Origin of the sequence: Parabacteroides caeci, assembly GCF_023656795.1 — a bacterium.
GTDB lineage: Bacteria > Bacteroidota > Bacteroidia > Bacteroidales > Tannerellaceae > Parabacteroides > Parabacteroides segnis.
The window spans coordinates 89,487-111,196 of the sequence record NZ_JAMOKT010000017.1 but is presented as its reverse complement, the minus strand read 5'-3'; the positions used below and the strand labels follow the sequence as shown (position 1 = coordinate 111,196).

Genomic DNA, 21,710 nt, shown 5'->3' with positions numbered 1-21,710 from the left:
GCTATATCGTTATTAGTTAATAATGAATTTGATACAATACAAAGTTAACTAAAATGGTATAGCTTTTGTAGTGCTATCTCGTGCTATCCGTCTTTTCCGATTTTAAACATAGGAACTATTTTTAGAATGAAACAAAATATGAACAAATCTCCATATTCTAATGAAGCCTCTGGCATAAATTGACTTGGATCAATTCAAAATAAGGGGGAATTCTCGTTTTAAACGAGCCAAATTTCGTTTTAAACGGGGTTAAGGTTCGTTTTAAACGAGATTTTACCCGTTTTAAATGAACTTGAAGTCCGTTTTAAACGAGATTTGGCCCAGTCAATGATTTGAGTTATGATTCAAGTCCTACTTTCATAGATAAATCTTTATTTCTTTTCGTTCAATAGCTTTTCCAATAAGGCTACCTTTTCTTTTTCATTTGCCATCATACGTTCGTATAGGGATGCATTCTCTTTAGATAGTTCGATAATCTTTTCAACAGGGTGAATAATTTTTTGATCGTTAAACTCTCCTGCATAACCGATTCCACTGTTAATACTTCCATTCTCAAAATTATTATTCTCAATAACCACAGAAATCGGCGTCTCTTCCATATTTTCAATAACTTCGGGTGCCACTTTCAGGATAGACGCAATTTTTTCCATATAATCTTTTCCTATTACTTTTTGTTGTTCCAACTGGGAGACGAACTGCTGGCTAACACCCAATTCATTAGCTAACGTTATCTGTTTCATACCTTCATATCGGCGTATCTTACCGACATTAGCACCCTGATGAACTCTACTATCCTTTACATTTTCAGTTTCCATGTTATATATCTTAATTTAAGAATGAAACAAATATATAAACAAATCTCCATATTCTGATGAAGATACAAGGATATAACAGAACATCCGATATTTTTTCTCCTTGTATGAAATTGTAAAATACAAGCCAACAGCTGAATCTTTACAAGTAAAACAACTACAGCCTTTCAAAATTATATGCAGTCTTTTGCATAAAGAATTGTTATGAATAAAATATACACATTACTTTTAATGGCATTAGCCCTATCTTTGCTGGTGTTTTGGACCAGCAAAGAAAAAAGAGAGAAAGAGCCGTTTTGTATTATTTACCATGTTGCCGTACATACACTATCTGCACGCAAACTTATAATCACATATACAAACACCAATGGTCTTGTACAGGAAACCTTTACCGGTAAAAAATGGGAAAAGAAAGTTTGCTTATCCCCCGATGAGATCGCTTCGTTACGGATAGACGAAATCACCGATCCCGGAAAAGAATATCAGTCTTGTTTACCAGAACAAGAAGAATTACAGGACCCAATGGCCCGCGACTTTGCCATAAAACCCCTTTCTATATGGATCGAACATGAAAAGAAAACAGTACTCAATGCTGGATACAACCATTTGCAAATATCATTGCTGACTTCTGAAATAGATCGGTGATTGACAATAGAAACAAAATATGTTCGTTTTAATTCCATTTTGTATAAATGTTTTCGCACACACATAGTAGGAAATTAAATATAAACTACTACTTTTGCACTGGAATATAAAAGTTTATGCCATGGATAAAAAAGTAATCACCTTTGGAGAGATAATGCTCAGACTGGCCACACCAGATTATCTCCGTTTCAATCAGACAAATCAATTGAATGCTACCTTCGGAGGTGGCGAAGCTAACGTTGCCGTATCGCTGGCAAATTATGGGATCGACACAGAGTTCGTAACCCGTTTGCCGAAAAATGATATTGCTCGTGCCTGTGTTATGGATTTACGTAAATATGGTGTCGGAACCTCCCACATCGTTTACGGAGGCGACCGCCTGGGTATCTACTTCCTGGAAACAGGAGCCGTAGCCCGTGCCAGCAAAGTTGTTTACGACCGTGCCCATTCTTCTATTGCTGAAATAGAAGCAGGAATGATCAACTGGGAAGAAGTGCTGAAAGATGCCTCCTGGTTCCACTGGACCGGTATCACTCCGGCTATCTCACAAGGTGCTGCCGACGCTTGTCTGGAAGCTATCCAGGCTGCCAATAAACTGGGTGTACCTGTATCCTGCGACCTGAATTATCGTAAAAACCTCTGGAAATACGGCAAAAAGGCTTCTGAAGTAATGCCTGAACTGGTTGCCGGTTGCGATGTGATTCTGGGAAATGAAGAAGATGCAGAGAAAGTATTCGGTATCAAACCGGAGGGCTTCGACGTTGCACAGACTGAAGGCCAGGTAAATGCAGCTGAATTCGAATCGGTTTGCACACAATTGATGGAAAAATTCCCACGTGCAAAGAAAGTGATCATCACTTTGCGTGGTTCTATCAATGCCAATCATAATACATGGGGCGGCGTTCTGTATGCTGACGGTAAATTATATCAGTCACGCCGTTACGATATTACTCATATCGTCGACCGCGTTGGTGGCGGCGACTCTTTCATGGGGGGCCTGATCTACGGTTTGCTGACTTATACTACAGACGACCAGAAAGCACTCGACTTCGCTGTCGCTGCTTCCTGCCTGAAGCACACCATCTACGGTGACTTCAACCAGGTAACTGTCGACGAAGTGGAAAAACTGATGGAAGGCGACGGATCGGGAAGAGTGTCGAGGTAATTGAAAATTGAGAATTGAAAATTAAAGAGAAAGATGGCTAGATTTAGTAAAATGCAGGTATTGGATGCGATGATCAGCACCGGAATGGTACCTGTTTATTATAATAAAGATATAGAAACGGCTAAACAAGTATTAAAGGCTTGTTATGATGGCGGAGTACGTGCATTTGAATTTACCAATCGCGGAGACTTCGCTCATGAAGTATTTGCCGAACTAGTAAAATATGCTGCGGTAGAATGTCCTGAAATGGTTTTAGGTATCGGTTCTATCGTCGATCCGGCTACGGCTGCCCTGTTCCTGCAACTGGGTGCCAACTTCGTTGTCGGCCCGTTGTTCAATCCGGAAATTGCGAAGGTATGTAACCGCCGCCTGGTTCCTTATACACCGGGATGCGGATCTGTTTCGGAAATAGGATTTGCACAGGAAGTGGGATGTGATTTGTGTAAAGTATTCCCGGCCGGGAATGTGGGTGGTCCTTCTTTTGTCAAGAATATCAAAGCACCGATGCCATGGTCTATGATTATGGCTACAGGAGCGGTCGAACCGACAGAAGAGAACTTATCGGCCTGGTTCAAGGCTGGCGTTACTTGTGTAGGAATGGGTTCCAACCTGTTCCCTAAAGAATCCATTGCAGCCAAAGACTGGAATGCCATCACTGCTCTTTGCAGCAACGCATTAAGTATCATCAAAAAATACCGTTGATATATGAAACCTTTTCTTGATTCAGATTTCCTGCTACAGACGGAGACAGCCAAAAAACTGTATCACGAACATGCAGCGAAGATGCCGATCATTGACTATCATTGTCACCTGATCCCGCAGCAGATAGCCGACAACTACCAGTTTGCCGACCTGACAGAGATTTGGTTGGGCGGAGACCATTACAAATGGCGTGCCATGCGTGCAAACGGTGTTCCCGAAGAATATATTACCGGTGACAAACCGGCATTCGAGAAATTCCAGAAATGGGCGGATACCTTGCAACATGCTATGCGCAACCCGCTTTACCACTGGACTCACCTGGAACTGAGCCGCATATTCGGTGTCGATAAGGTGTTGAATCCTTCAACTGCACGTGAAATATACGACGAATGTACAGCCAAACTGCAAACCCCGGAATTTCGTGCGCAGGCCATCATGGAACGCATGAATGTGGAAGTTGTTTGTACGACTGACGATCCGGTCGATTCACTGGAATACCATAAAGCGATCCGTAACACTTCGTTGAAGACGAAAGTTCTTCCTACCTGGCGTCCGGACAAGGCGATGGCTATCGAAAATGTAGTTGCTTACAATGAATACCTGACGAAGCTGGAAGCAGCTTCCGGCATGTCGATCCTTTCTTTTAAAGACTTGTTAGCGGCTTTACAGAAACGTCATGACTTCTTTGAATCTGTCGGTTGCCGCGTATCGGATCATGGTTTGAGTACATTCTACGCAACTCCTTATACCAATGCCGAGATAGAGGCTATCTTCATGAAAGCCCGAATGAATAAGGCATTGACCGGCGAAGAGATCGACAAGTTCCGCTCTGCCATGTTGTATGAACTGGCTGTTATGGATGCCCGCAGCAACTGGGCACAACAATTCCATATCGGTCCGACACGTAACAACAATGCCCGCATGTTCAAAAAGCTGGGTCCGGATACCGGATACGACGCTATCGGCGACCTGGAAGTGGCAGAACCGATGGTTCGTTTCCTCAGCCGCCTGGAAGAAGAAGGAGCATTAGCTAAAACAATATTCTACAACCTGAACCCGAAAGACAGTGCCGTAATGATGACTACGGCTTACAGCTTCAACGACGGTTCGCTACCGGGCAAGATGCAGTATGGCGCCGGCTGGTGGTTCCTGGATCAGATCCATGGCATGGAAGACCAGATGAACACGCTGTCCGATCTGGGCCTGCTGAGCCGTTTTGTCGGAATGCTGACCGATTCACGCAGTTTCCTGTCTTATCCGCGTCACGAATACTTCCGCCGTATCCTTTGCAATATGCTGGGTAAAGAAGTGGAAAACGGCGAATTGCCTGTTTCTGAAATTCCTTTCATCGGTAAGATGGTAGAGGATATCAGTTATAAGAATGCGAAAGAATATTTTGGATTTTAAGATCAATAATTTAAGAAATGACGGAAGCGAAGGTTCGTAGAAATGAATCTTCGCTTTTTTATGACATACATGATATATACCGTATATATTGTATATATCATATATATTCCATATCTTTACCAAAAATTCAAAGTGATGGATGCAGTAATACCAACAAATAAAAGAAAAGTAATCGATCTGAAAGACGATACCTTTAGATCATTATCCGTAATGGCAGCACAACAGGGTACTAATCTTAAAAGACTTATTGAAAGCCTTCTAGATCGTACTGCAGAAGAATATAATGATACGGCTATGTACCGAATGCTATCGGAACAAAGACCAGAGGGGAAAATCAAACTTAACCCACAGGAAAAGAAAGATTTTGAAAACTGGTTAGGATTGGATATCAAATGAATGTAGACTTCTCGAAAGACTTTGAAAAAAGTGTCCGGAAATTATCCGGAAAAATACTTTTGTCTGTAAAAGAAGTGATCCAGGAAGTCATCGATGCTAAAGATCTGGATGATATAACGCACTGCATAAGACTTACCGGCTATGATTATGTATATCGGATCAGGATCGGGGATTACCGAGCTTTCTTTGTGTTTCACGTTCAAATTATTGGCGATACGGTAATGTTTGAATATCTGGTATCCAGGGGAGAAGCATACAATAAGAAAATACAACAAAAGCTAAGAAGGAAAGATAAATAAAACAACCACTTATACGGGAAAGGATGTACCAACCGTCACTGATTGATACATCCTTAAATAAAATAATTAGTACTATGAAAAACGATCACTTGCCATAAATATACACTTCTGCAATGTTAGTAAAAGGTTCACGGTTACTATCCGGCAAGAGGATCTTCATGTAACGGCCCTGGTTTGTATCTATTGATACGGGAACAGGCAATTCCAAACTATCACCATCACCGAACACTCCGGTTACCAACTGAATCCAATCTGTAGCGTTGGCATCCGGACTATTTCCTATATAAATTTCAACACTTTTCGTATCGGTGGTACCAGGACGGCGATAAACTTCTATTTTCGACATTTCTTTCGATGATTCCATATCTATCACAGCCCAATGCGGCAGAGGTGTATTTCCATCCGTATAATTGGAATGCCACCAGGTATCCAGTTTGTCATCAATGATCGCATCTTTCCCACCACCGTCACTAGCAGTTTCGTCGGAAACGGTTACCGTCCATCCGCTACGATCGAACTTGTATTCGGCAGGGAAAGCCTCATCATACTTACTCCATGCCGTATAAAAAGTATCGATTGACTCTTCTTCCGGAATAAATAAAGAACGGAACTCAAACTCTTCACCCGCCTTGGCATCCGGACAGAATGTCGTATATTCTGCCGACGACATCCGGATAATACTTTCCGTACCATCATTTTTTACGTATCTGACTTCATTGGCTAATAAGCCTTCTGCAGCCGAATACCATTCCACCGAACCGCCTTTGTCCGTAAGTGAAATATCCTTTATACGACGGTCCATTAGGGAAACCTGATAATTCTCACCATAGGAAGTTCCAAAATCTGTTACAGACAAAGAACGATGGTCGAAATTATCCACCAGTTGTACAGTGAATGTATATGACTTCTCTTCCATGTTATCCAATACGACCTCGATGCTGTCATAGCTTGAATTAAAGGATACCGGAATAAGCAATGAATCCAATCCGTCGTTCCAATACAGATTTACCGATTTCACATTTGGAGAATTATATGTCCTGCAAAAAAACAGAATACGCTCTTTTCCCGCAATGAACGCAATTGAATCCGGTTTAGGAGCATAAATGATCTCTCCGCCTTCAATATACTCTTTATGCACATCCATAAAATCTTCACAGGAAGTAATCAGGAGAGTGCATGCTATAAATACTAATAAACTATATATTCTTTTCATGGTTTATATATTCTTTTTTAATTTATACTATTCAACCACTTCCCCATACAGATCCACCTCTGCCGGATGAGTAAAGGCAGAACCACCCCAGGTACTCAATATCTTAAGACGGATATAGCGTATCGGTTCCTGTGACAATTCAAAAGCAAATTCATGTCCTTCTTCAGCAGCCGTAATATCTTCATCCGTCACTGTTCCGCTCGGAGATCCGGAAGGTTTGACAACCAGACAATCCATCACTTTTTCCCATTCACTCCAGTCACCGCTCTGCGAAGGTGTTCCCGTCCTTTTGAACACATACACCTCGAAATCCAACGGATTTCCCCAGTTATAATACGAATCGGAATATTTACGCTGGAACATCACAACACGGCTGGGTTTCGCAACACATCCCAGATCGATGGTAAATGCGGCAGGCATGGAATTGGATGCCGAATGGCCGAAAGTATCATGGTCGTCGTCGATCAGATAGCTGTCCATCCCCTCCCAATTGGTAAAGCTGGCATCAGAACCCAATTTCATAACGACCATTTTCTTTTTATTCAGTTTTTCTTCGAAAAGCGGTGTTATCTGACCTTCCGAAGGGAAAATAGTATCGGAAGCGTTGTCAAAGTTATCCCGCATGATCATCCCGAAATAACGAGGCTCGGCTTTATAGCCGCGCAAACTATAACGGTTCGAATCAGCTTCCGAAGTCATAATACGCATAGTCTGCATTTGCCCCAGCGAATCCTGTGCAAGAAACTCCATCGTCAAGGGAGCTTTGTCTTCATTCCGCCAGTTATATTGGGCACCGCCAAAATCCTGTACGATCGATATTGTCTTGATGGCTTTACTCAAAGAAGACTCCAACGGAGTAAAAGTCACTTCCACAGGATCCGACAATTCCTGAGCACGATTGATCACATAAATATTCGCTTTATTCGGGATGGTATCGTTATATCCTTCTATTTTGATCTTATTCTCATAAAAAGAAGCGACTCTTTCCGTCTCTTTTCCATTCGTAAGCGTATAAACGGCTTTCACTGCCAGGATATCTTCCGAATTGGGAATGCGGTAGGAAACGACGGCACCACCGGCTATCGGTTCCACATTTACATCGGTCACCACTCCGGGTTTTCCCAGACTTCCGGTTATAGGTTCCAGTGTCTTTTCCGAACAAGAGCAAAGCAATAGAACCGAAGTCAGTATACTGAAATAATATTTCGTTTTCATAATTCTGTATTACATTATTAATTACCACCCCGGATTCTGTACCAATTGCGGATTATTCACAATATCAGATTCTGGTATCGGGGCAAAATAGTTTTTATAAGTAAATGACTGCGTATAGACCGTAGTCAAAGTATAATAATCCACGACCTCTTTGGCATTGACATTCCAACCCTGTATCAGACGGTTCTGCTCTTTCTGGGCTGTTTTCCAGCGGCGGCTGTCCCAATAATAAACACCTTCACAAGCCAGTTCGATTTTACGCTCACGCTGAATGATCTCACGCATGCCGACTTTCGTAGACGGTTTATTAGCCTGATTCGAATATTTCTGCCAGCTTTCCACCACTCCTTTCAAACCGGCACGTTCACGTACCATGTCCACATACTTATAAACTTCCGCATCGGGAGCATCTTTCGATTCATTCAAAGCTTCGGCGCATAGTAAGAGAAGGTCGGCAAAACGCATATCCGGAAAAGCATAGTTTTCCCAGCTGATATCATTGGCATTACGGAAACTGGAATTGATCGAAACCAACTTTTTGGGCCAATAACCTGTCGCATTATAATTACCCGGATTGGCTACCGAAGAAAATTCACCGAACCGATTTTTAGGATATAGACACTCCGCATCGTCATCCGGTACGTTCTTATATGAGTTCCCATACCATTTACCACGGTCAAAACCTAATGTCGAATAAAAACGAGGCTCACGGTCAAAATTCATAGCGGCAGTCTGCTCACCTTTCTGAATATAATATTTATGATCCTCGTCTCCGGTCCGCACATTGAAACGATTCGAATAATCATATTCTTTGTCTTCCTCAATAGGAACACCATTTTTAGAATAAAACTGTTCGACCGTCGCCATCGACACACTCATACGTGTTCCATAGTTTAAAGAGGTTGCCTGCTCCAGATAACAGATGCATTCTCCCTGCAAACCACTATTTACCGGATAAGAAGAATTTCCCCATACCAACTCACAATTCCAGCGGTCACTTACAGAACCACGCAATGTCTGTACCAATTGAGTTTCATCCGAAAGAGTTTTAGTAGCAATATAATCGGAAATCTGGTACAGACGGATACCAGCACTCTCACAAATATCGACAGCCTCTTTACAAGCCTCCGCAGCCTTTTGCCAACGTGTTTCATCATACGTCTGATTAAAGAACGGTTCCCCGTTATAATTACGGAAACTGTTATAATCCGTATTCCCGTTAAACAACGGGCTGGCCCAATAGACTAAAACTTTTGCTTTCAACATATAAGCTGCCGGACGGGCAAAACGGCCTAATTCACTAGTCTGGTTTTCAATCACCAAAGGAAGCGGATCGCCTTCTATTACTTCATCCAATAATTCCAGGATATAGGCAAAGCAATCATCAACTTTTTCACGATATACCCTGACACCTTGTGTTGATTCGTTCACCGGTATATTTTCACGCAAAGGACAGATAGGGCCGTAATAGGTCAGCAAGTAAAAGTGCATATAGGCTTTAATCAGTTTAACTTCTGCAATCATACGCTTAATTTCGTACTGGTTCAGATCTTTTACACCAACAATTCCTTCCATAAAAGTATTACACTCACGAATACCTGCATACAAAGAACGGATCATGCTACCTGTACCACCCCAATAATTGATCAAAGCACTGGTAGGGCTATCGGTTCCCAGCCCGAATTTCATACCACCGGAAGTACTCCCTTCTTTATTAAAGATCATCTCTAACGATCCGAATATTCCCGGATTCTCGTTCCATCCGGCCGACTTTGGCATTCCCCAATAACAGGTAGCCAGATATTGTTCAGCTGTATACCGGTCTGAAAAGGCATTATCCAATGTCGGAACATTGTCCGGAACAACATCCAGATAGTTACAGGAGGCTATTGAAAAAGCCGTACATATATATATTAAATATTGATATATCGATTTCATATTTTCCGTTTTATTAAATTAGAATCCTAAATTAAGTCCCACATTGATCACACGTTGAACAGGATAACCTAATCCGTTACCTGCCATTTCAGGATCCCATAGTTTAAATTTGCTCCAACAAAGCAAATTAGTTCCACTCACATAAAAACGTAAGTTCTGAACCTTGAACTTCTTCACCAAATTTTTGGGTACAGTATAACCTATTTCCACAGATTTCAATCGAAGAAAAGTAGCATCCTGCATAAACCAGGTACTTGTCTGATTGTTATTTTCAACTGACTGATTTGCCAAACGAGGCCAGAAAGCATAAGGATTCCTGTTATTTTCCGACCAATAGCTATTAGCTATCACATCCAGCACTGCATTTTGTCCCAGCAAACCATCTTCACCATTCTCTCCGGCATCTCCATCTAAAAACGGAGTGATCTTTTTAAGATCCAGCCAGAAAGACTGGCGTCCCGACCCCTGGAAAAAGAAAGAGGCATCGAGTCCTTTGTAACCTACCGACAGACCGAAACCATAATTAATCTCCGGGGTTGTCGGATAACCGATAGGAACTTTATCCAATTCCGAAATTTTACCGTCACCGTTTACATCACGATATTTAATATCACCCGCCATATATTCACCGAATTGGGTAGGAGAATTTTTTACTTCTTCTTCATCAACAAACAAACGTTCTGCTATATATCCCCATGTCTGTCCCAACGATTTGCCAACTTTCGACAACCAAGGAGTTTCACTGTAATCCGGTTCTTCCCATTCCACAGCCTCGCTCGTTGCATACGTAAACGTTCCGCGTCCTGTGATCCATAAATCTTTATTGAAACTCTTCTCATAATTCAGTTCCATATCCACACCTTTACCTTTCGCCTTTCCTAAATTAGCCTTTACATCAGGAATGATCCCCATTGTATTCGGGATTATACGGTTCAGCAAAATATTTTCCCGCCGTTCCGTGAAATATTCAACATTGGCTGAAAGCCCAAATACCGTACGCATTTCTGCTCCCACATTCAATTTATAGGATTTTTCCCATCCAATCTCATCATTGGCATAACGGTCTACAATAATCCCCCCCGGATTGTAATTCAATTGAGTACCCCAATTCACATTCCGGCCACTGCTATTCAATGTTACTTGCGACAGATAATAGAACCGGTCATTACCATCTCCAATCTGATCCTGGCCTGTCAAACCGTAAGAGGCCTTAAACTTAAACTGGTCAAACACTGTCGTCAGAGGTTCGAAAAAGCTTTCTTTTGAGAGCATCCAGCCACCGGCTACAGAAGGAAAGAATCCCCAGCGATTATTTTTGGAAAAACGTTCCGAACCATTATATCCAAAAACGAACTCACCGAAATAACGCCCATCATAATTATAGGCTGCACGTCCGGCTAACCCCATATTACGCCCGGGTAAAGACAATTGAAGATTATCGGCTATACCCGTCTTTTTACTTTGCATTGTATAAACTAACAAAGCATTTACCCCATGTTTGTCAAAATTACGGGTGTATTCTGCTGCTCCTTCCAGATAAAAATTCGTATTTACATATCTATTTCCCGGATTATAATTAATCCATTCCGTACCGGTAGCCGGATTCAAACGATTCAGTTTATAAGTATTATTCTGAAGATTATAAGATGATATATTATAAAAGAAAGGAGAATAAGCACGGTCTACCGAATATTCAGAATAACGGTCTATATTGATCTTTGCACGGATAGCAAGTCCTTCGGTCAACATATCCAACTTCTGCTTACCTTCGAATTGAACCAGCATCGTATTCTTACTATAATCATTATACCCCTTCAATGCCTGTGCATACGGGTTTACATAATTACCGGCACCATAGTTACCGAATAAGATATGCTTGGAATATGCGTACTGTTCATCCGGTTCATAATAAGGTTTGAATAATACGGGATTGGCCATCATCACTTCCTTGTACATAAAAGAACCGCCGCCGATAGGTCCTGTATATTCATCAAACGTTCCGCTCATACGCAATACCAACTCCGTTGTTTTTGTCAGGTTGATATTGATATTCGAACGGATCGAATATTTCATCAGGCTGATATTAGAATTAAAATTATTTCTTTTATCGACTTTCATGTTACCATTGTCTTTCGAGACATTGGCAGCCACATAATAACGGGCAACCGTTCCACCACCGCTAAGGCTCAGATTGGCACGCTGGTTGGAGATCACATCGTTGAACATGGTATCATACCAGTCCGTTGTCGGGAAAATATTCGGATATAATCCACGTTCGGTCATCGTTATTTTTTCTTCCGAATACAAAGCCAATCCCAGTGGGGCACGGGTTTTAATCGCTTCATTCTGCATCCGCATATAAGTAACAGGATCGGTCTGACTGATTTTTTTGGTCGGAGATGAGAAAGAGTTTTCCACACGGGCGTTAATGGTTACTTTTCCTTCTCTACCTTCTTTCGTTGTAACAGAGATTACGCCATTCGCTCCGCGTGCACCGTATAATGCCGTAGCCGTAGCATCTTTCATGATCGAAAAACTGGCAATATCATCTGTATTCAAACGTGCCAGGTCATCCGTACTCAATTCAATACCGTCGATCAGGATAAGCGGATCTTTCTTTGCCTCAGCACCAAAAGTCGTAATACCACGGATAAAGAAACTGGCGTTATCCTGTCCCGGCTCACCACTTGTTTGATAAGAGATCAATCCGGCAACACGACCGGCAAAAGCCGTTGTCAGGTTACTGCTCGGAATTTTTAACTCCGTCGGTTTCACAGTCGTAATGGCGGATACCACACTTTCTTTTTTCTGTTTGGCGAAAGCGACTACGGTTACTTCTTCCAACTCATCCGTTTTTGCTTCCATTACAATATTCAGGAATTTCTGTCCGGTATACTTTATTTCCTTAGTTTCCATACCGATATACGAAACAACCAGGGTACTGTTAAGAGGACAATCATCAAACTCAAAGTTACCATCCATATCGGCAATAACCCCTTTCGTACTACCTTTTATCTGCACCGTAGCACCAGGTAAAGGATCTCCTCCCGTATCCGAGATTTTACCTTTGAATTTCGACGATTGTTGAACTTTGGCTACCACGGGAAATACTTCAGCCCGAAGGTTTCGACAGGGTAGTCCCACAACTGTTAATAAAAATGCCAAAAATATCCATCCATATGAATATTTTCCAGGCTTCGTGCTTTGAATCTTCTGAGGCTGACAGCATTGACCGCTACACCTCTTTCGCAATCTAATCATTACACTTGCTAATTTAAGGTTAATAAACAAAAAACAGGTCTAAGAATTATTTAATATGAACAGTCATTTTATCATCATAGTTCTTGGAGAACTATGGCTACAATATAACCTGCTAAATATTAAGCACATAAGCATATTGATTGAAATATAAGACAGACAGAGAGATGATAGATGAAATCTGAGAAGGCTCTAATTGGTTAAATATAGTTATATTATCGCATATAGTTTTGTTTTAATTTCTATTTTTATATAATTTTGTTTTCACAATGTGATATAGTCTTTAAATGAAATAGTTCTCCAAGAACTAATATCCGGAAAAATATTCTTTACCTTACCAATATCCTCTCCAATAGTAACTAGATAAGAACAAAAGAAGATCATTTCTATCCGATATTTACAATAAATCTATTCAGCATTCACCGAGAGACCATCTACTGTCTACCAAAAGTACGAAATCATCCGACAAATATGCTCTAACGGGTATGTAAAACAATTTCTGAATCTTTCCGTACGAAATCGAACACGCCATAACGAACATAAAAAATAGATTTGCAGCAGATAAAAACGTAAATTAATAAACAACAAACATTATGAACAGAATACAATTTCAACAAAGATTACTCGGATTACAAGATCACATGATGAATTTCGCTATCAAGCTAACAGCAAACAGGGATGACGCTCTGGATCTGTTGCAAGATACTACGCTGAAAGTGTTGGACAATCAGGAAAAATTCGTAGACAATGTCAATTTTACAGGTTGGGTTATGACCGTAATGCGCAATCTTTTCATTAATAACTATCATAAGATTGTGCGTGAACAGACTGTAGTAGATCAAAATACTGATTTGTACAACTTAAACATAACCAATGACTCCATCTCTGGTTCTCCAGACAAAGTCTATCAAATTCAGGAGATCACAAAAGCTGTTGCAGAATTGAACGATGAAGTAAAAATCCCATTTTCCTTATTTTTAAATGGCTATAAATATCATGAAATTGCAGAACAACTAAATCTCCCTTTGGGGACAGTAAAAAGCCGTATTTTTTTCGCACGCAAAGAATTACAGCAAAAGCTGAAAGACTACCAATATGCATAAGAAAAACTGTTTTGTCATGGCAGACTCGAGCCATGACAAAACAGGGGTATCTGTGCAGATCACCTCTTACGTGCCGCCTCTTTCGCTTTTTGCGCTTCGCGACGGGCCTTTTCTTTTGCTTTCAGTGTTTCTTTATACTGTTTTTCCTTCTGCTTACGCTCTTTTTCCTTTTGTTTGAGCCTTTCCTTGTATTCGCGCTCTTTTTGTTTGCGAAGTTCTTCACGAGCTTTCTGCTTCGCTTTACGGTCGGCTTCGGCCTGTTTCAACTTGTTCTTACGATCCTGTTCAAGTTGCTTTTCACGGTCGGCTTTCGCTTTCAGAAGGGCTTTCTCTTCTTCTTCCTGTTTCTTCAACAGGTCAGCACGTTCCTTGGCTTTCTGCTCCTGCAATTCTTTCTCGGCTTTCTGTTGTGCTTCGAATGCTTTGCGGTCAGCTTCCTTACGGGCTTCTTCGGCTGCGGCTTCGCGTTTGCGGATTGCTTCTATTTCTTTTAATGTAAGCTCTTTCCGTTCTTCCGGTGCCTGCACGGCAGGGACAGTATCCTGAGGAGAAACAACCGCAACAGTATCGGAAACAGCCGGCTGTACGGAAACCGTATCAACAGGAGCTTCAATTGCCGGAACATTGGCAACAGTATCCGGGACAGATATCTCCGGAATGACAGTATCTTTCGGAGCAACCTGTTCTACTGGTTTTTCAGCTTCTTCTTTCTTTTCTTCCTCGGCTTCTTTTCTACGTACCGACTTGATTTCTTTTGCCGGGGATTCATCTTCCGGTTGAACTGTTTCGTCTGGTTGATCTTCGCCCGGAAGTTCTGATTCAGCTTCAGCTTCGGCTTCTTTCACTTTTTCTTCTTCCACCAACATACGATTATTCCAACGTGTTGCCAATTCCGGGGCTTTACCGCCAAAGTTTTCTTCAAAGAAGTTGATATATTCTTCCAGCGTCTTACCTCGCATCAATGTCTCGTAATTGTCCTCGGAGATCGGAAGGATAGCAACATTTTTATCCAGAGCCTGGGCGTAACCGTCTTTACCATAAATCATTTTATAGTATTGCAGGATTTCTTCTATACCTGTAAATCCGCTGATGTTCAGCATTGACATCGGGCCTGCTTCTTCAAAAGCCAAATCAAACTCCTTCACCATAAAGTTGGCAAAGTTGTAAGCTGCCACGGCAAACAGCAACTGGTTTTTATCCACACTTCCGGTCGGATACATCAAGATCATACGGTAAGGAGTATTCGGTTCAGCTGTAAATGTACGTGCAGAGTCGGCTGCGGACAAAGAACCGTCTTCACCCAGACCAAAACGCAGGTTCCAGGTCATACCGGTCACGCTGCCTTGCATCAAGGTACGGCCGCGAAGGATACCTTTCAGCATCTCACCTGCCAGTTCCGTCACATCGGCTGTCGGATATTTCTCTACCAACGCTTTCAGGGCCGTTTTGAAACCTTCGGCATCACCGGCTTGTACATAAGTCAACGCATCCAGGAACATAAATTTCGGCATCAGGGTTGCCAACGGATATTTAACACTGACATCGCGGAAATTCCGACGCACGGTAACAGTATCGCTTGCCAGATAACTATTATAGGTCTGTTGATAGATCGAATCCTGTACGGAATCCATCATACGTATATTATATTCATAATTCGGATCAGAGATGGCAATCGTATAATCCTCATTCGGGAAGGCATTGATCATCTTCGTCTTGTACTCGGCAGCCAAAGAGGTATTACCCGTACGGAGCGCCATCAGATAGACCTGGTAATAACTCTCCAAGCGGTGCGAATTATCCGGAAAACGACGTTCCAGTTCTTCAAAAGCCTCGATCGACAAAGGCAAATCCTCCAGTTTATCTTTATAGATCATCGCCATATTATACAATCCGTCCTCAATAATTATATTCGAGGCATCCACATCTTCCTGCGTGAAAGGTAACTGCTGCAAATAATATTCGCGTGATTTCGGGTCATCGGCAGCAACCTCCGGCAAACCAGCCTCCAGCGAGTCGGTCGGCAAAGGCTGACCGTCCGGTCCGATGGCTCCGGCTGCTGTCTCCGCCATTTCACCCTCTTCCTGAGCATCTTCGTTGAAGGTCGACATTTCTTTTTTACGGCGACGCCAGTTATCTTCCAGTGTACGACGTCCCCACTTACGCTGGAACTGTGCCTTACCCTGCGATACGGTCGAAGGATTATAGAAGTAAAATGAAGTACCGCCCGATGCAGTCGGGAGAACGATACCGCCGGTTTCTGTCCCAGGACGGTTAATACCCGTTCCTTTAGCAGCCTGGTCAGCCAGATAAGCCTCTTTCTCAGCCAAAGCCTTGGCCTCTTCTTCTTCTTTCTTTACCTGTTCTATAATTTTGTCGATGGCAGCCAAACGTTCCGTCTCCGGCATTTTTGCCAGGGTCTGCAAGCTATCCTGCAAATGGACGGCTTCCACATGTACGACCAGTTCGTCCAGAACTGCCGAAAGTTTCGACACACGCTTAAAGTCTTTGTATTCTTTTTGGATGCCGGACAATGCGCCACTAAAACAGGGCTGAGCCTTTACATAATCACGCATGGTAAAATAGATATCGCCCAGTTTGATCTGGCAGATAGCTTTCTCCAGTCCGTTCTGTGTGCTCTTTTCGATACCCAATTCATAATTCTTTATGGCATTTGCCGTATCCTCCCGGTTCAGATAAACATTTCCGAGGGCATAATAAACCTGATCCAGGTAATCCTTATTCTTATCGCTCTTCGCCATGCGTTGAAGCATCTTGACTACCTTTTGATAGTTAGCGCCTGAGAACACTTCCGTCTGACGGATACGGGCCGCAAATTCAAGTTCATAGGGAGGACTGGCTTTGGCTACTTCGTTGAACATTTTATAGGCGAGCCCGTCCTGATCCTGCGCGGCATAGATCTGTCCCAACAGGTATTTCATACGGGTACGCTGAAGTTTGCTTTTCTCCGATTTGATTGCCGTCTTAAAATAAGGGATAGCTTCTTCATACTGTTTGCTCTTGACCAGATAATCGGCATAAACGGCGGCATACTGGTTCAGGTTCTTGCGGGGTATTCCATTGGTATTCAGTTTACCCAAAATATCTTCGGACTCATAGAACCAATCCATTTCCGAATAACAACGGGCCTGCCACAAACGGGCTTCGGCCACTACTTCCTCGTCATGGGAATAATGGCGGGCAATATAAGAAAAAGTGGCAGAAGCCTGCAGGAAATCAGCATTATAGAACTGTCCCTGCCCGATCAACAACCAGCATTTCTTCAGGAAAGGGTTATATTCTTCCTGTTCCTGCAAAGCACGTTGTTTGGGATCGTTACGCCAACCCGGTTTCTTTGCCGGCTTGGCTTTGATGGAATGAAGTTTTATAGCTTTATTGCCTTTCTCGATGGCGCGGTCGAAGGGGCCGCCGGTTTCCTTTTTATCTTTCGGCTGTGCACTGATCGGATACATGTGGATCATTTCGGAATAACTTTCTTTGTAGCCAGTCTCCATAGATTTCAGGGCTTCATCAAAAGAAGTCTTTCCGTTATAATAGATATTGTATCTCGATGTAAAGGAATGGTAGAACCGGCTTGCTTTGGTGTTTTTCTTCGTACTGCACGACCAAAGCAAGAGAACCACGAATATCGAAATTATATAGTAAAAACCTTTCTTCACGTATTATGTGCACTCTTTATCATATAATAAACTGAGAAGAACCTGTTTTATTGCCTCTTCGTAAAGAATAATACTCCTTTCAGGACCAAAAAGACCAGCACCAGCACCAGGATGATAAAAGCTCCCGACGGTACATTCAGGAAATAAGACAGAACCAGCCCCACCACACAACTCAGAAAGCCAAGGACAATACTCCCCCAAATGATCTTCTTAAAGTCGGAAGTAAACAGATTCACTGTAATTTGCGGCAAAGTCAACAAACTCATCAGCAACATAATACCGACCAGCCGGATGGAAAGGACGATAGTCAGGGCAATAAAGAACATCATCATATATTCGATCCACTTTACATGGATATGCTGCGTCTTGGCAAAGTCGCTATCAAAAGCGACATAGACTATCTCCCGCAGATAGAGGGAAAAGACTGCGATCAATACCACCGCTAAAGCTGCTATCCAGATAATATCAGACAGGGAGATCGTCAGGATATTACCGAACAAATTGGCAGACAGATTGGGAGAATAGCCGGGAGTAAGAAATATGAAAATCACTCCGAGCGCCATTCCAAGTGCCCAAACACCGGCAATTGCCGAATCTTCACGCACATCCTGTGTCTTGCTCGCCCATTCCACCCCGAAAGCGGAAAGTACGGAAAAGACCATTGCCATCAAGATCGGGTTTGTACCCAGATAAAAGCCAAGCCCCAAACCACCGAAAGAGGCATGAGTTATACCGCCACTGATAAACACCAGTCGACGTGCGACAACGTATGTCCCGACAATACCACAGGTGATGGCTGTTAGCAAGCTGCCCAGCAAAGCATGTTGAAAAAAAGTATATTGTAATAGATCCATATTCATTCCATATGATGGTTCGTCTTATTTGTGCAATCTTATCTTTATGCCGAACACTTGTAGACGTTCTCTACCGTTTAATGTATTCTTCTCTCGCCGACAATAAGGAATGCTTCATCCTTCAGTGCATCCGGTAGGTTCACGCCACGAAGTTGCAGGCTACGGAGCCATCCGGCCACCTCTTCCGATTGCAGGGTATAAAGTACCTCGCGGAACTCATCGACGGTATCCTCTTCATACTCATCTCCCTCCAGTCCCCGGAAACGATCCAGTTCCTCGTCATCATAATATTCAATCTTTTTGCTAACGGCAGCCAACAGGCTGTCACGCTCACAAGTCTCATGCTGGCCGCAGCATTCTTCGGGAATTTCACGCGCTTCAGGTATCTCGCTGATCTCCCCACGTTCCAGCATCTGCTGTAATTTTTTATTCCTGAAATAACCGGCTATGGCAGCAATAACGCCAAGCACGATAATACTAATGATAATGTACCACATGTTAATTTTCAATTAAAGCAAATCCTGCTCTGCGCAAGTCTTCCCAATAGGCAGGATAACTCTTTGTCACCACTTCCGGATCAGCCACTTTAAGACCTTGCGGCAATACCAGCGAAGCCGGGGCAAATGCCATTGCCATCCGATGGTCTTCGTATGTGGCGATAATCGGATCAGCTTCCGGTTCGCAACGTTCCCCGTTCCATTCCAGAATACTGTCGTTGCTGTCGGTCAACAGATAGCCGAGTTTACGAAGTTCCGTTTTCAAGGCTTCGATACGGTCGGTTTCTTTTATCTTCAGCGATTGCAATCCGGTGAAGCGGAAGGGGATATTTAGTAACACGCAGGTGACAACAAATGTTTGCGCCAAATCGGGTTCATTGACAAAATTGTAGATCAACTTTTTTGTCACGTTACCGTTATATTTCAGCATGACGCCCCGGTCGGTAAAGGCCGTACCAACACCCAGTTGGGCAAATAGTTTTGCTCCGGCGGCATCTCCTTGCAGGCTGTTCTTAAAAAGCCCCAGCAATTCTATTTCGGCATTTTTCGACAAAGCCATGATTGCATACCAGTAAGAAGCGGCACTCCAATCCGACTCCACGGTAAAACGGATCGGTTTATATTCCTGGGGAAGAATCTTGATGGTTTGGCCGTTCCAGGCAGCTTTCACCCCGAACTGTTCCATCAATTGTAACGTCAAATTGATATAAGGGCGGGAGATGATATTTCCTTCCAGATGTAATGTCAAGCCATTTTCCATCAAAGGAGCGATCATTAACAAGGCTGAAATATATTGCGAACTGACACCTCCGGCCAGAGAGATCTCGCCTCCTTGCAACGCACTTCCAAAGATACGCAAAGGGGGATAACCTTCCTTCTCGATATATTCGATGCGGGCGCCCAACGAGTTCAGTGCATCGACCAGCAGTTTGATCGGGCGATTTTTCATCCGCTCCGTTCCGGTGATCGTCCATTCACCCACTATTTTAGAAAGGAAAGCAGTAAGGAAACGCATAGCCGTCCCGGCAGCTTTAATATCGAAATCACGACTATCGGAGTTCAGCGCCTTAACCATCACTTCCGTATCATCGCAATCGGAAAGGTTCTGTATATCATACGGACTATAACTTAGTGCATTCAATATCAAAGCACGGTTACTAATGCTCTTGGAAGCAGGAAGTTGTACAGAAGCCCGAAGTCTTTCTTCCGGGGCCTTTATCAGATATTTCATTGCTTTTGTCTGTTCGTTTTAAACTGATGACAAAAGTACGGAAATTTCCGGATAGTTAGGTCTTCTTTTTACGAATACGGCTTATCAATGTAGAGGGATCGCGGCGAACATCCCAAAGAGAAACGATATAAAGTACAGATTTCTTCTCATCCACATAATACACCAGTTTAAATAGTTTATGAACTAACAAAGTTCGACGAATGTTTTCACACAATATTTTGTAGCTTTAGTTAGTTCTGCCATGGCAGTTTTCTTCCATTCGCATGTCATAACGAAGCGAGCATTTGTCGTACATCCTTCATCACATCTTGATGCGAAACCGTTTCTAATATATCAGCATCAAGATCTGCCTCAAATGCCGTAATATTCTGCTTTACCTCTTCCAATGAAGAAGGGACACCAGGAATAGATTCCGTGTTCTTAGCTTGAGCCGCTTTAACCGCCCGATTGAAAGATTGTTTCATCTTATCAAGAACTTCAACACTATCCGTTTCCATAATCTTTCGGATAAGTTCCATCCGACGAGCATCCAGTTCCATTGCTGTCATAATACATTCCTTTCATTAATTATATCCGATGACAAAAGTACGGAAATTTCCGGATAGTTAGGTGGTATTTCTGCGAATAGGATTATTCACTTATTATGCATCTAACTCCGATCAAAAAAAAGTGTTGCAATCACTTCTCCCGTCCCGACGGACAAGGCAGTTACTTTGCAACACTTTCATCATACATTCAAGGAATGATCACTCAATCTCCGGGCGGTCTCCACCGCCTCCTTCTTCAGGAGTTGTCTCGGGTGCAGCGTTCAATTCCATCCAAAAGATGTTGTCGCTGATAAGCGAGCGGTTCATCGTCTTACTACCGCTGTTTTTCGTGGCTTCAGGGATGAAACGGACACGAACGCCTGCTATTTGCGAAATACTCACCTTATCTGCCGATTCGACCCCGTTACCTCCCGCAGTAAGGGTGTAATAGAAAGTACCCAGCCCGTCAAGCTTTACGGTACGTCCCTGTGACATGTAATCAGCCAGCACGCCTGCCAGTTCCATGAGAACAGCATAGGTGTCGGCACGACTCACAGTCGATATCTGTGCCAAACGGTCAGATACCTCTTTTGTTGTCACGGGTTTACCGACAGTAACAGACTTCGGATACCACTTTCCATTAATCTTCTGTTGAATTTTTTTGAAAAAAGCCATACAGTTCAGATTTAAGTTATTTCTGATGCCTCTCAAAAAGGGAGAATGACAGGTGACGGACCTGGCATAGCTCGATGCCGGACACTTGTTATTTCC

At 42.8% G+C, this 21,710-nt stretch carries 18 protein-coding genes; 7 read left to right on the top strand and 11 right to left on the bottom strand.

Annotated features, from left to right (window positions below; translation table 11 throughout):
- Positions 1–371: 371 nt before the first annotated feature.
- On the bottom strand, positions 372–815 hold the full coding sequence (locus tag NBH15_RS10955) for a helix-turn-helix domain-containing protein (protein ID WP_250822673.1): 444 nt from the start codon (positions 813–815) through the stop codon (positions 372–374).
- Between the two features lie 201 nt (positions 816–1,016).
- On the opposite strand from NBH15_RS10955, the gene NBH15_RS10950 reads away from it, so the two are divergent.
- The 6 genes from NBH15_RS10950 (at position 1,017) to NBH15_RS10925 (ending at position 5,426) form a co-directional block, all read left to right on the top strand.
- Positions 1,017–1,457: a hypothetical protein gene (locus NBH15_RS10950; protein WP_128135036.1), complete on the top strand. Its 441-nt coding sequence runs from the start codon at positions 1,017–1,019 to the stop codon at positions 1,455–1,457.
- 121 nt (positions 1,458–1,578) lie between these two features.
- The gene (locus NBH15_RS10945) at positions 1,579–2,622 is read left to right on the top strand and encodes a sugar kinase (protein ID WP_010800923.1); all 1,044 of its coding nucleotides are present in this window, start codon (positions 1,579–1,581) and stop codon (positions 2,620–2,622) included.
- Positions 2,623–2,655: 33 nt separating this feature from the next.
- Complete coding sequence (locus NBH15_RS10940) at positions 2,656–3,324, top strand: bifunctional 4-hydroxy-2-oxoglutarate aldolase/2-dehydro-3-deoxy-phosphogluconate aldolase (RefSeq protein WP_010800924.1); 669 nt, start codon at positions 2,656–2,658, stop codon at positions 3,322–3,324.
- A gap of 3 nt (positions 3,325–3,327) precedes the next feature.
- A complete protein-coding gene (gene uxaC, locus NBH15_RS10935) occupies positions 3,328–4,731 on the top strand; it encodes a glucuronate isomerase (RefSeq protein WP_010800925.1) in 1,404 nt (467 codons plus the stop codon).
- Between the two features lie 135 nt (positions 4,732–4,866).
- Complete coding sequence (locus tag NBH15_RS10930; protein WP_010800926.1) at positions 4,867–5,127, top strand: hypothetical protein; 261 nt, start codon at positions 4,867–4,869, stop codon at positions 5,125–5,127.
- Complete coding sequence (locus NBH15_RS10925) at positions 5,124–5,426, top strand: type II toxin-antitoxin system RelE family toxin (protein WP_010800927.1); 303 nt, start codon at positions 5,124–5,126, stop codon at positions 5,424–5,426. Before NBH15_RS10930 ends, NBH15_RS10925 begins: the two co-directional genes overlap by 4 nt.
- An 85-nt stretch (positions 5,427–5,511) precedes the next feature.
- On the opposite strand, the gene NBH15_RS10920 is transcribed toward NBH15_RS10925, so the two are convergent.
- The 4 genes from NBH15_RS10920 to NBH15_RS10905 are packed head-to-tail and all read right to left on the bottom strand — an operon-like array spanning position 5,512 to position 13,053.
- Positions 5,512–6,639, bottom strand: coding sequence for a DUF4998 domain-containing protein (locus NBH15_RS10920; protein ID WP_250822672.1), 1,128 nt, complete (start codon positions 6,637–6,639; stop codon positions 5,512–5,514).
- A gap of 27 nt (positions 6,640–6,666) precedes the next feature.
- A complete protein-coding gene (locus tag NBH15_RS10915) occupies positions 6,667–7,854 on the bottom strand; it encodes a DUF5000 domain-containing lipoprotein (protein ID WP_250822671.1) in 1,188 nt (395 codons plus the stop codon).
- Between the two features lie 21 nt (positions 7,855–7,875).
- Positions 7,876–9,792 carry a RagB/SusD family nutrient uptake outer membrane protein gene (locus NBH15_RS10910; RefSeq protein ID WP_010800929.1) on the bottom strand — a complete coding sequence of 639 codons (1,917 nt, stop codon included), beginning with the start codon at positions 9,790–9,792 and terminating at the stop codon, positions 7,876–7,878.
- Between the two features lie 18 nt (positions 9,793–9,810).
- A complete protein-coding gene (locus NBH15_RS10905) occupies positions 9,811–13,053 on the bottom strand; it encodes a SusC/RagA family TonB-linked outer membrane protein (RefSeq protein WP_284706469.1) in 3,243 nt (1,080 codons plus the stop codon).
- 590 nt (positions 13,054–13,643) lie between these two features.
- Between NBH15_RS10905 and NBH15_RS10900 the strand changes: the two genes are divergently transcribed.
- Positions 13,644–14,153 (top strand): RNA polymerase sigma factor, encoded by a 510-nt coding sequence (locus tag NBH15_RS10900; protein WP_010800931.1) that lies wholly within the window; start codon positions 13,644–13,646, stop codon positions 14,151–14,153.
- Positions 14,154–14,212: 59 nt separating this feature from the next.
- Here NBH15_RS10900 and porW read toward each other — a convergent pair whose 3' ends face one another.
- The 6 genes from porW to NBH15_RS10870 form a co-directional block, all read right to left on the bottom strand.
- Positions 14,213–17,830 carry a type IX secretion system periplasmic lipoprotein PorW/SprE gene (gene porW / locus NBH15_RS10895; protein WP_250822669.1) on the bottom strand — a complete coding sequence of 1,206 codons (3,618 nt, stop codon included), beginning with the start codon at positions 17,828–17,830 and terminating at the stop codon, positions 14,213–14,215.
- Between the two features lie 47 nt (positions 17,831–17,877).
- The gene (locus tag NBH15_RS10890) at positions 17,878–18,684 is read right to left on the bottom strand and encodes a metal ABC transporter permease (protein WP_250822668.1); all 807 of its coding nucleotides are present in this window, start codon (positions 18,682–18,684) and stop codon (positions 17,878–17,880) included.
- Between the two features lie 77 nt (positions 18,685–18,761).
- Positions 18,762–19,181: a phospholipase gene (locus NBH15_RS10885; RefSeq protein WP_250822667.1), complete on the bottom strand. Its 420-nt coding sequence runs from the start codon at positions 19,179–19,181 to the stop codon at positions 18,762–18,764.
- Position 19,182: 1 nt separating this feature from the next.
- Positions 19,183–20,412, bottom strand: a complete 1,230-nt coding sequence (locus NBH15_RS10880) for a 3-phosphoshikimate 1-carboxyvinyltransferase (protein ID WP_250822666.1) — start codon at positions 20,410–20,412, stop codon at positions 19,183–19,185.
- Between the two features lie 266 nt (positions 20,413–20,678).
- The gene (locus NBH15_RS10875) at positions 20,679–20,960 is read right to left on the bottom strand and encodes a hypothetical protein (protein ID WP_122326950.1); all 282 of its coding nucleotides are present in this window, start codon (positions 20,958–20,960) and stop codon (positions 20,679–20,681) included.
- 198 nt (positions 20,961–21,158) lie between these two features.
- A complete protein-coding gene (locus NBH15_RS10870; RefSeq protein ID WP_250822665.1) occupies positions 21,159–21,614 on the bottom strand; it encodes an HU family DNA-binding protein in 456 nt (151 codons plus the stop codon).
- Positions 21,615–21,710: the final 96 nt, after the last annotated feature.

Coding starts and splice junctions, on each gene's coding strand:
- NBH15_RS10940 (WP_010800924.1), top strand. CDS start 2,656: ATGGCTAGATTTAGTAAAATGCAGGTATTGGATGCGATGATCAGCACC.
- NBH15_RS10930 (WP_010800926.1), top strand. CDS start 4,867: ATGGATGCAGTAATACCAACAAATAAAAGAAAAGTAATCGATCTGAAA.
- NBH15_RS10910 (WP_010800929.1), bottom strand. CDS start 9,792: ATGAAATCGATATATCAATATTTAATATATATATGTACGGCTTTTTCA.
- uxaC (WP_010800925.1), top strand. CDS start 3,328: ATGAAACCTTTTCTTGATTCAGATTTCCTGCTACAGACGGAGACAGCC.
- NBH15_RS10870 (WP_250822665.1), bottom strand. CDS start 21,614: ATGGCTTTTTTCAAAAAAATTCAACAGAAGATTAATGGAAAGTGGTAT.
- NBH15_RS10890 (WP_250822668.1), bottom strand. CDS start 18,684: ATGGATCTATTACAATATACTTTTTTTCAACATGCTTTGCTGGGCAGC.
- NBH15_RS10885 (WP_250822667.1), bottom strand. CDS start 19,181: ATGTGGTACATTATCATTAGTATTATCGTGCTTGGCGTTATTGCTGCC.
- NBH15_RS10945 (WP_010800923.1), top strand. CDS start 1,579: ATGGATAAAAAAGTAATCACCTTTGGAGAGATAATGCTCAGACTGGCC.
- NBH15_RS10900 (WP_010800931.1), top strand. CDS start 13,644: ATGAACAGAATACAATTTCAACAAAGATTACTCGGATTACAAGATCAC.
- NBH15_RS10925 (WP_010800927.1), top strand. CDS start 5,124: ATGAATGTAGACTTCTCGAAAGACTTTGAAAAAAGTGTCCGGAAATTA.
- NBH15_RS10955 (WP_250822673.1), bottom strand. CDS start 815: ATGGAAACTGAAAATGTAAAGGATAGTAGAGTTCATCAGGGTGCTAAT.
- NBH15_RS10905 (WP_284706469.1), bottom strand. CDS start 13,053: ATGATTAGATTGCGAAAGAGGTGTAGCGGTCAATGCTGTCAGCCTCAG.
- NBH15_RS10915 (WP_250822671.1), bottom strand. CDS start 7,854: ATGAAAACGAAATATTATTTCAGTATACTGACTTCGGTTCTATTGCTT.
- NBH15_RS10920 (WP_250822672.1), bottom strand. CDS start 6,639: ATGAAAAGAATATATAGTTTATTAGTATTTATAGCATGCACTCTCCTG.
- NBH15_RS10880 (WP_250822666.1), bottom strand. CDS start 20,412: ATGAAATATCTGATAAAGGCCCCGGAAGAAAGACTTCGGGCTTCTGTA.
- NBH15_RS10875 (WP_122326950.1), bottom strand. CDS start 20,960: ATGACAGCAATGGAACTGGATGCTCGTCGGATGGAACTTATCCGAAAG.
- NBH15_RS10950 (WP_128135036.1), top strand. CDS start 1,017: ATGAATAAAATATACACATTACTTTTAATGGCATTAGCCCTATCTTTG.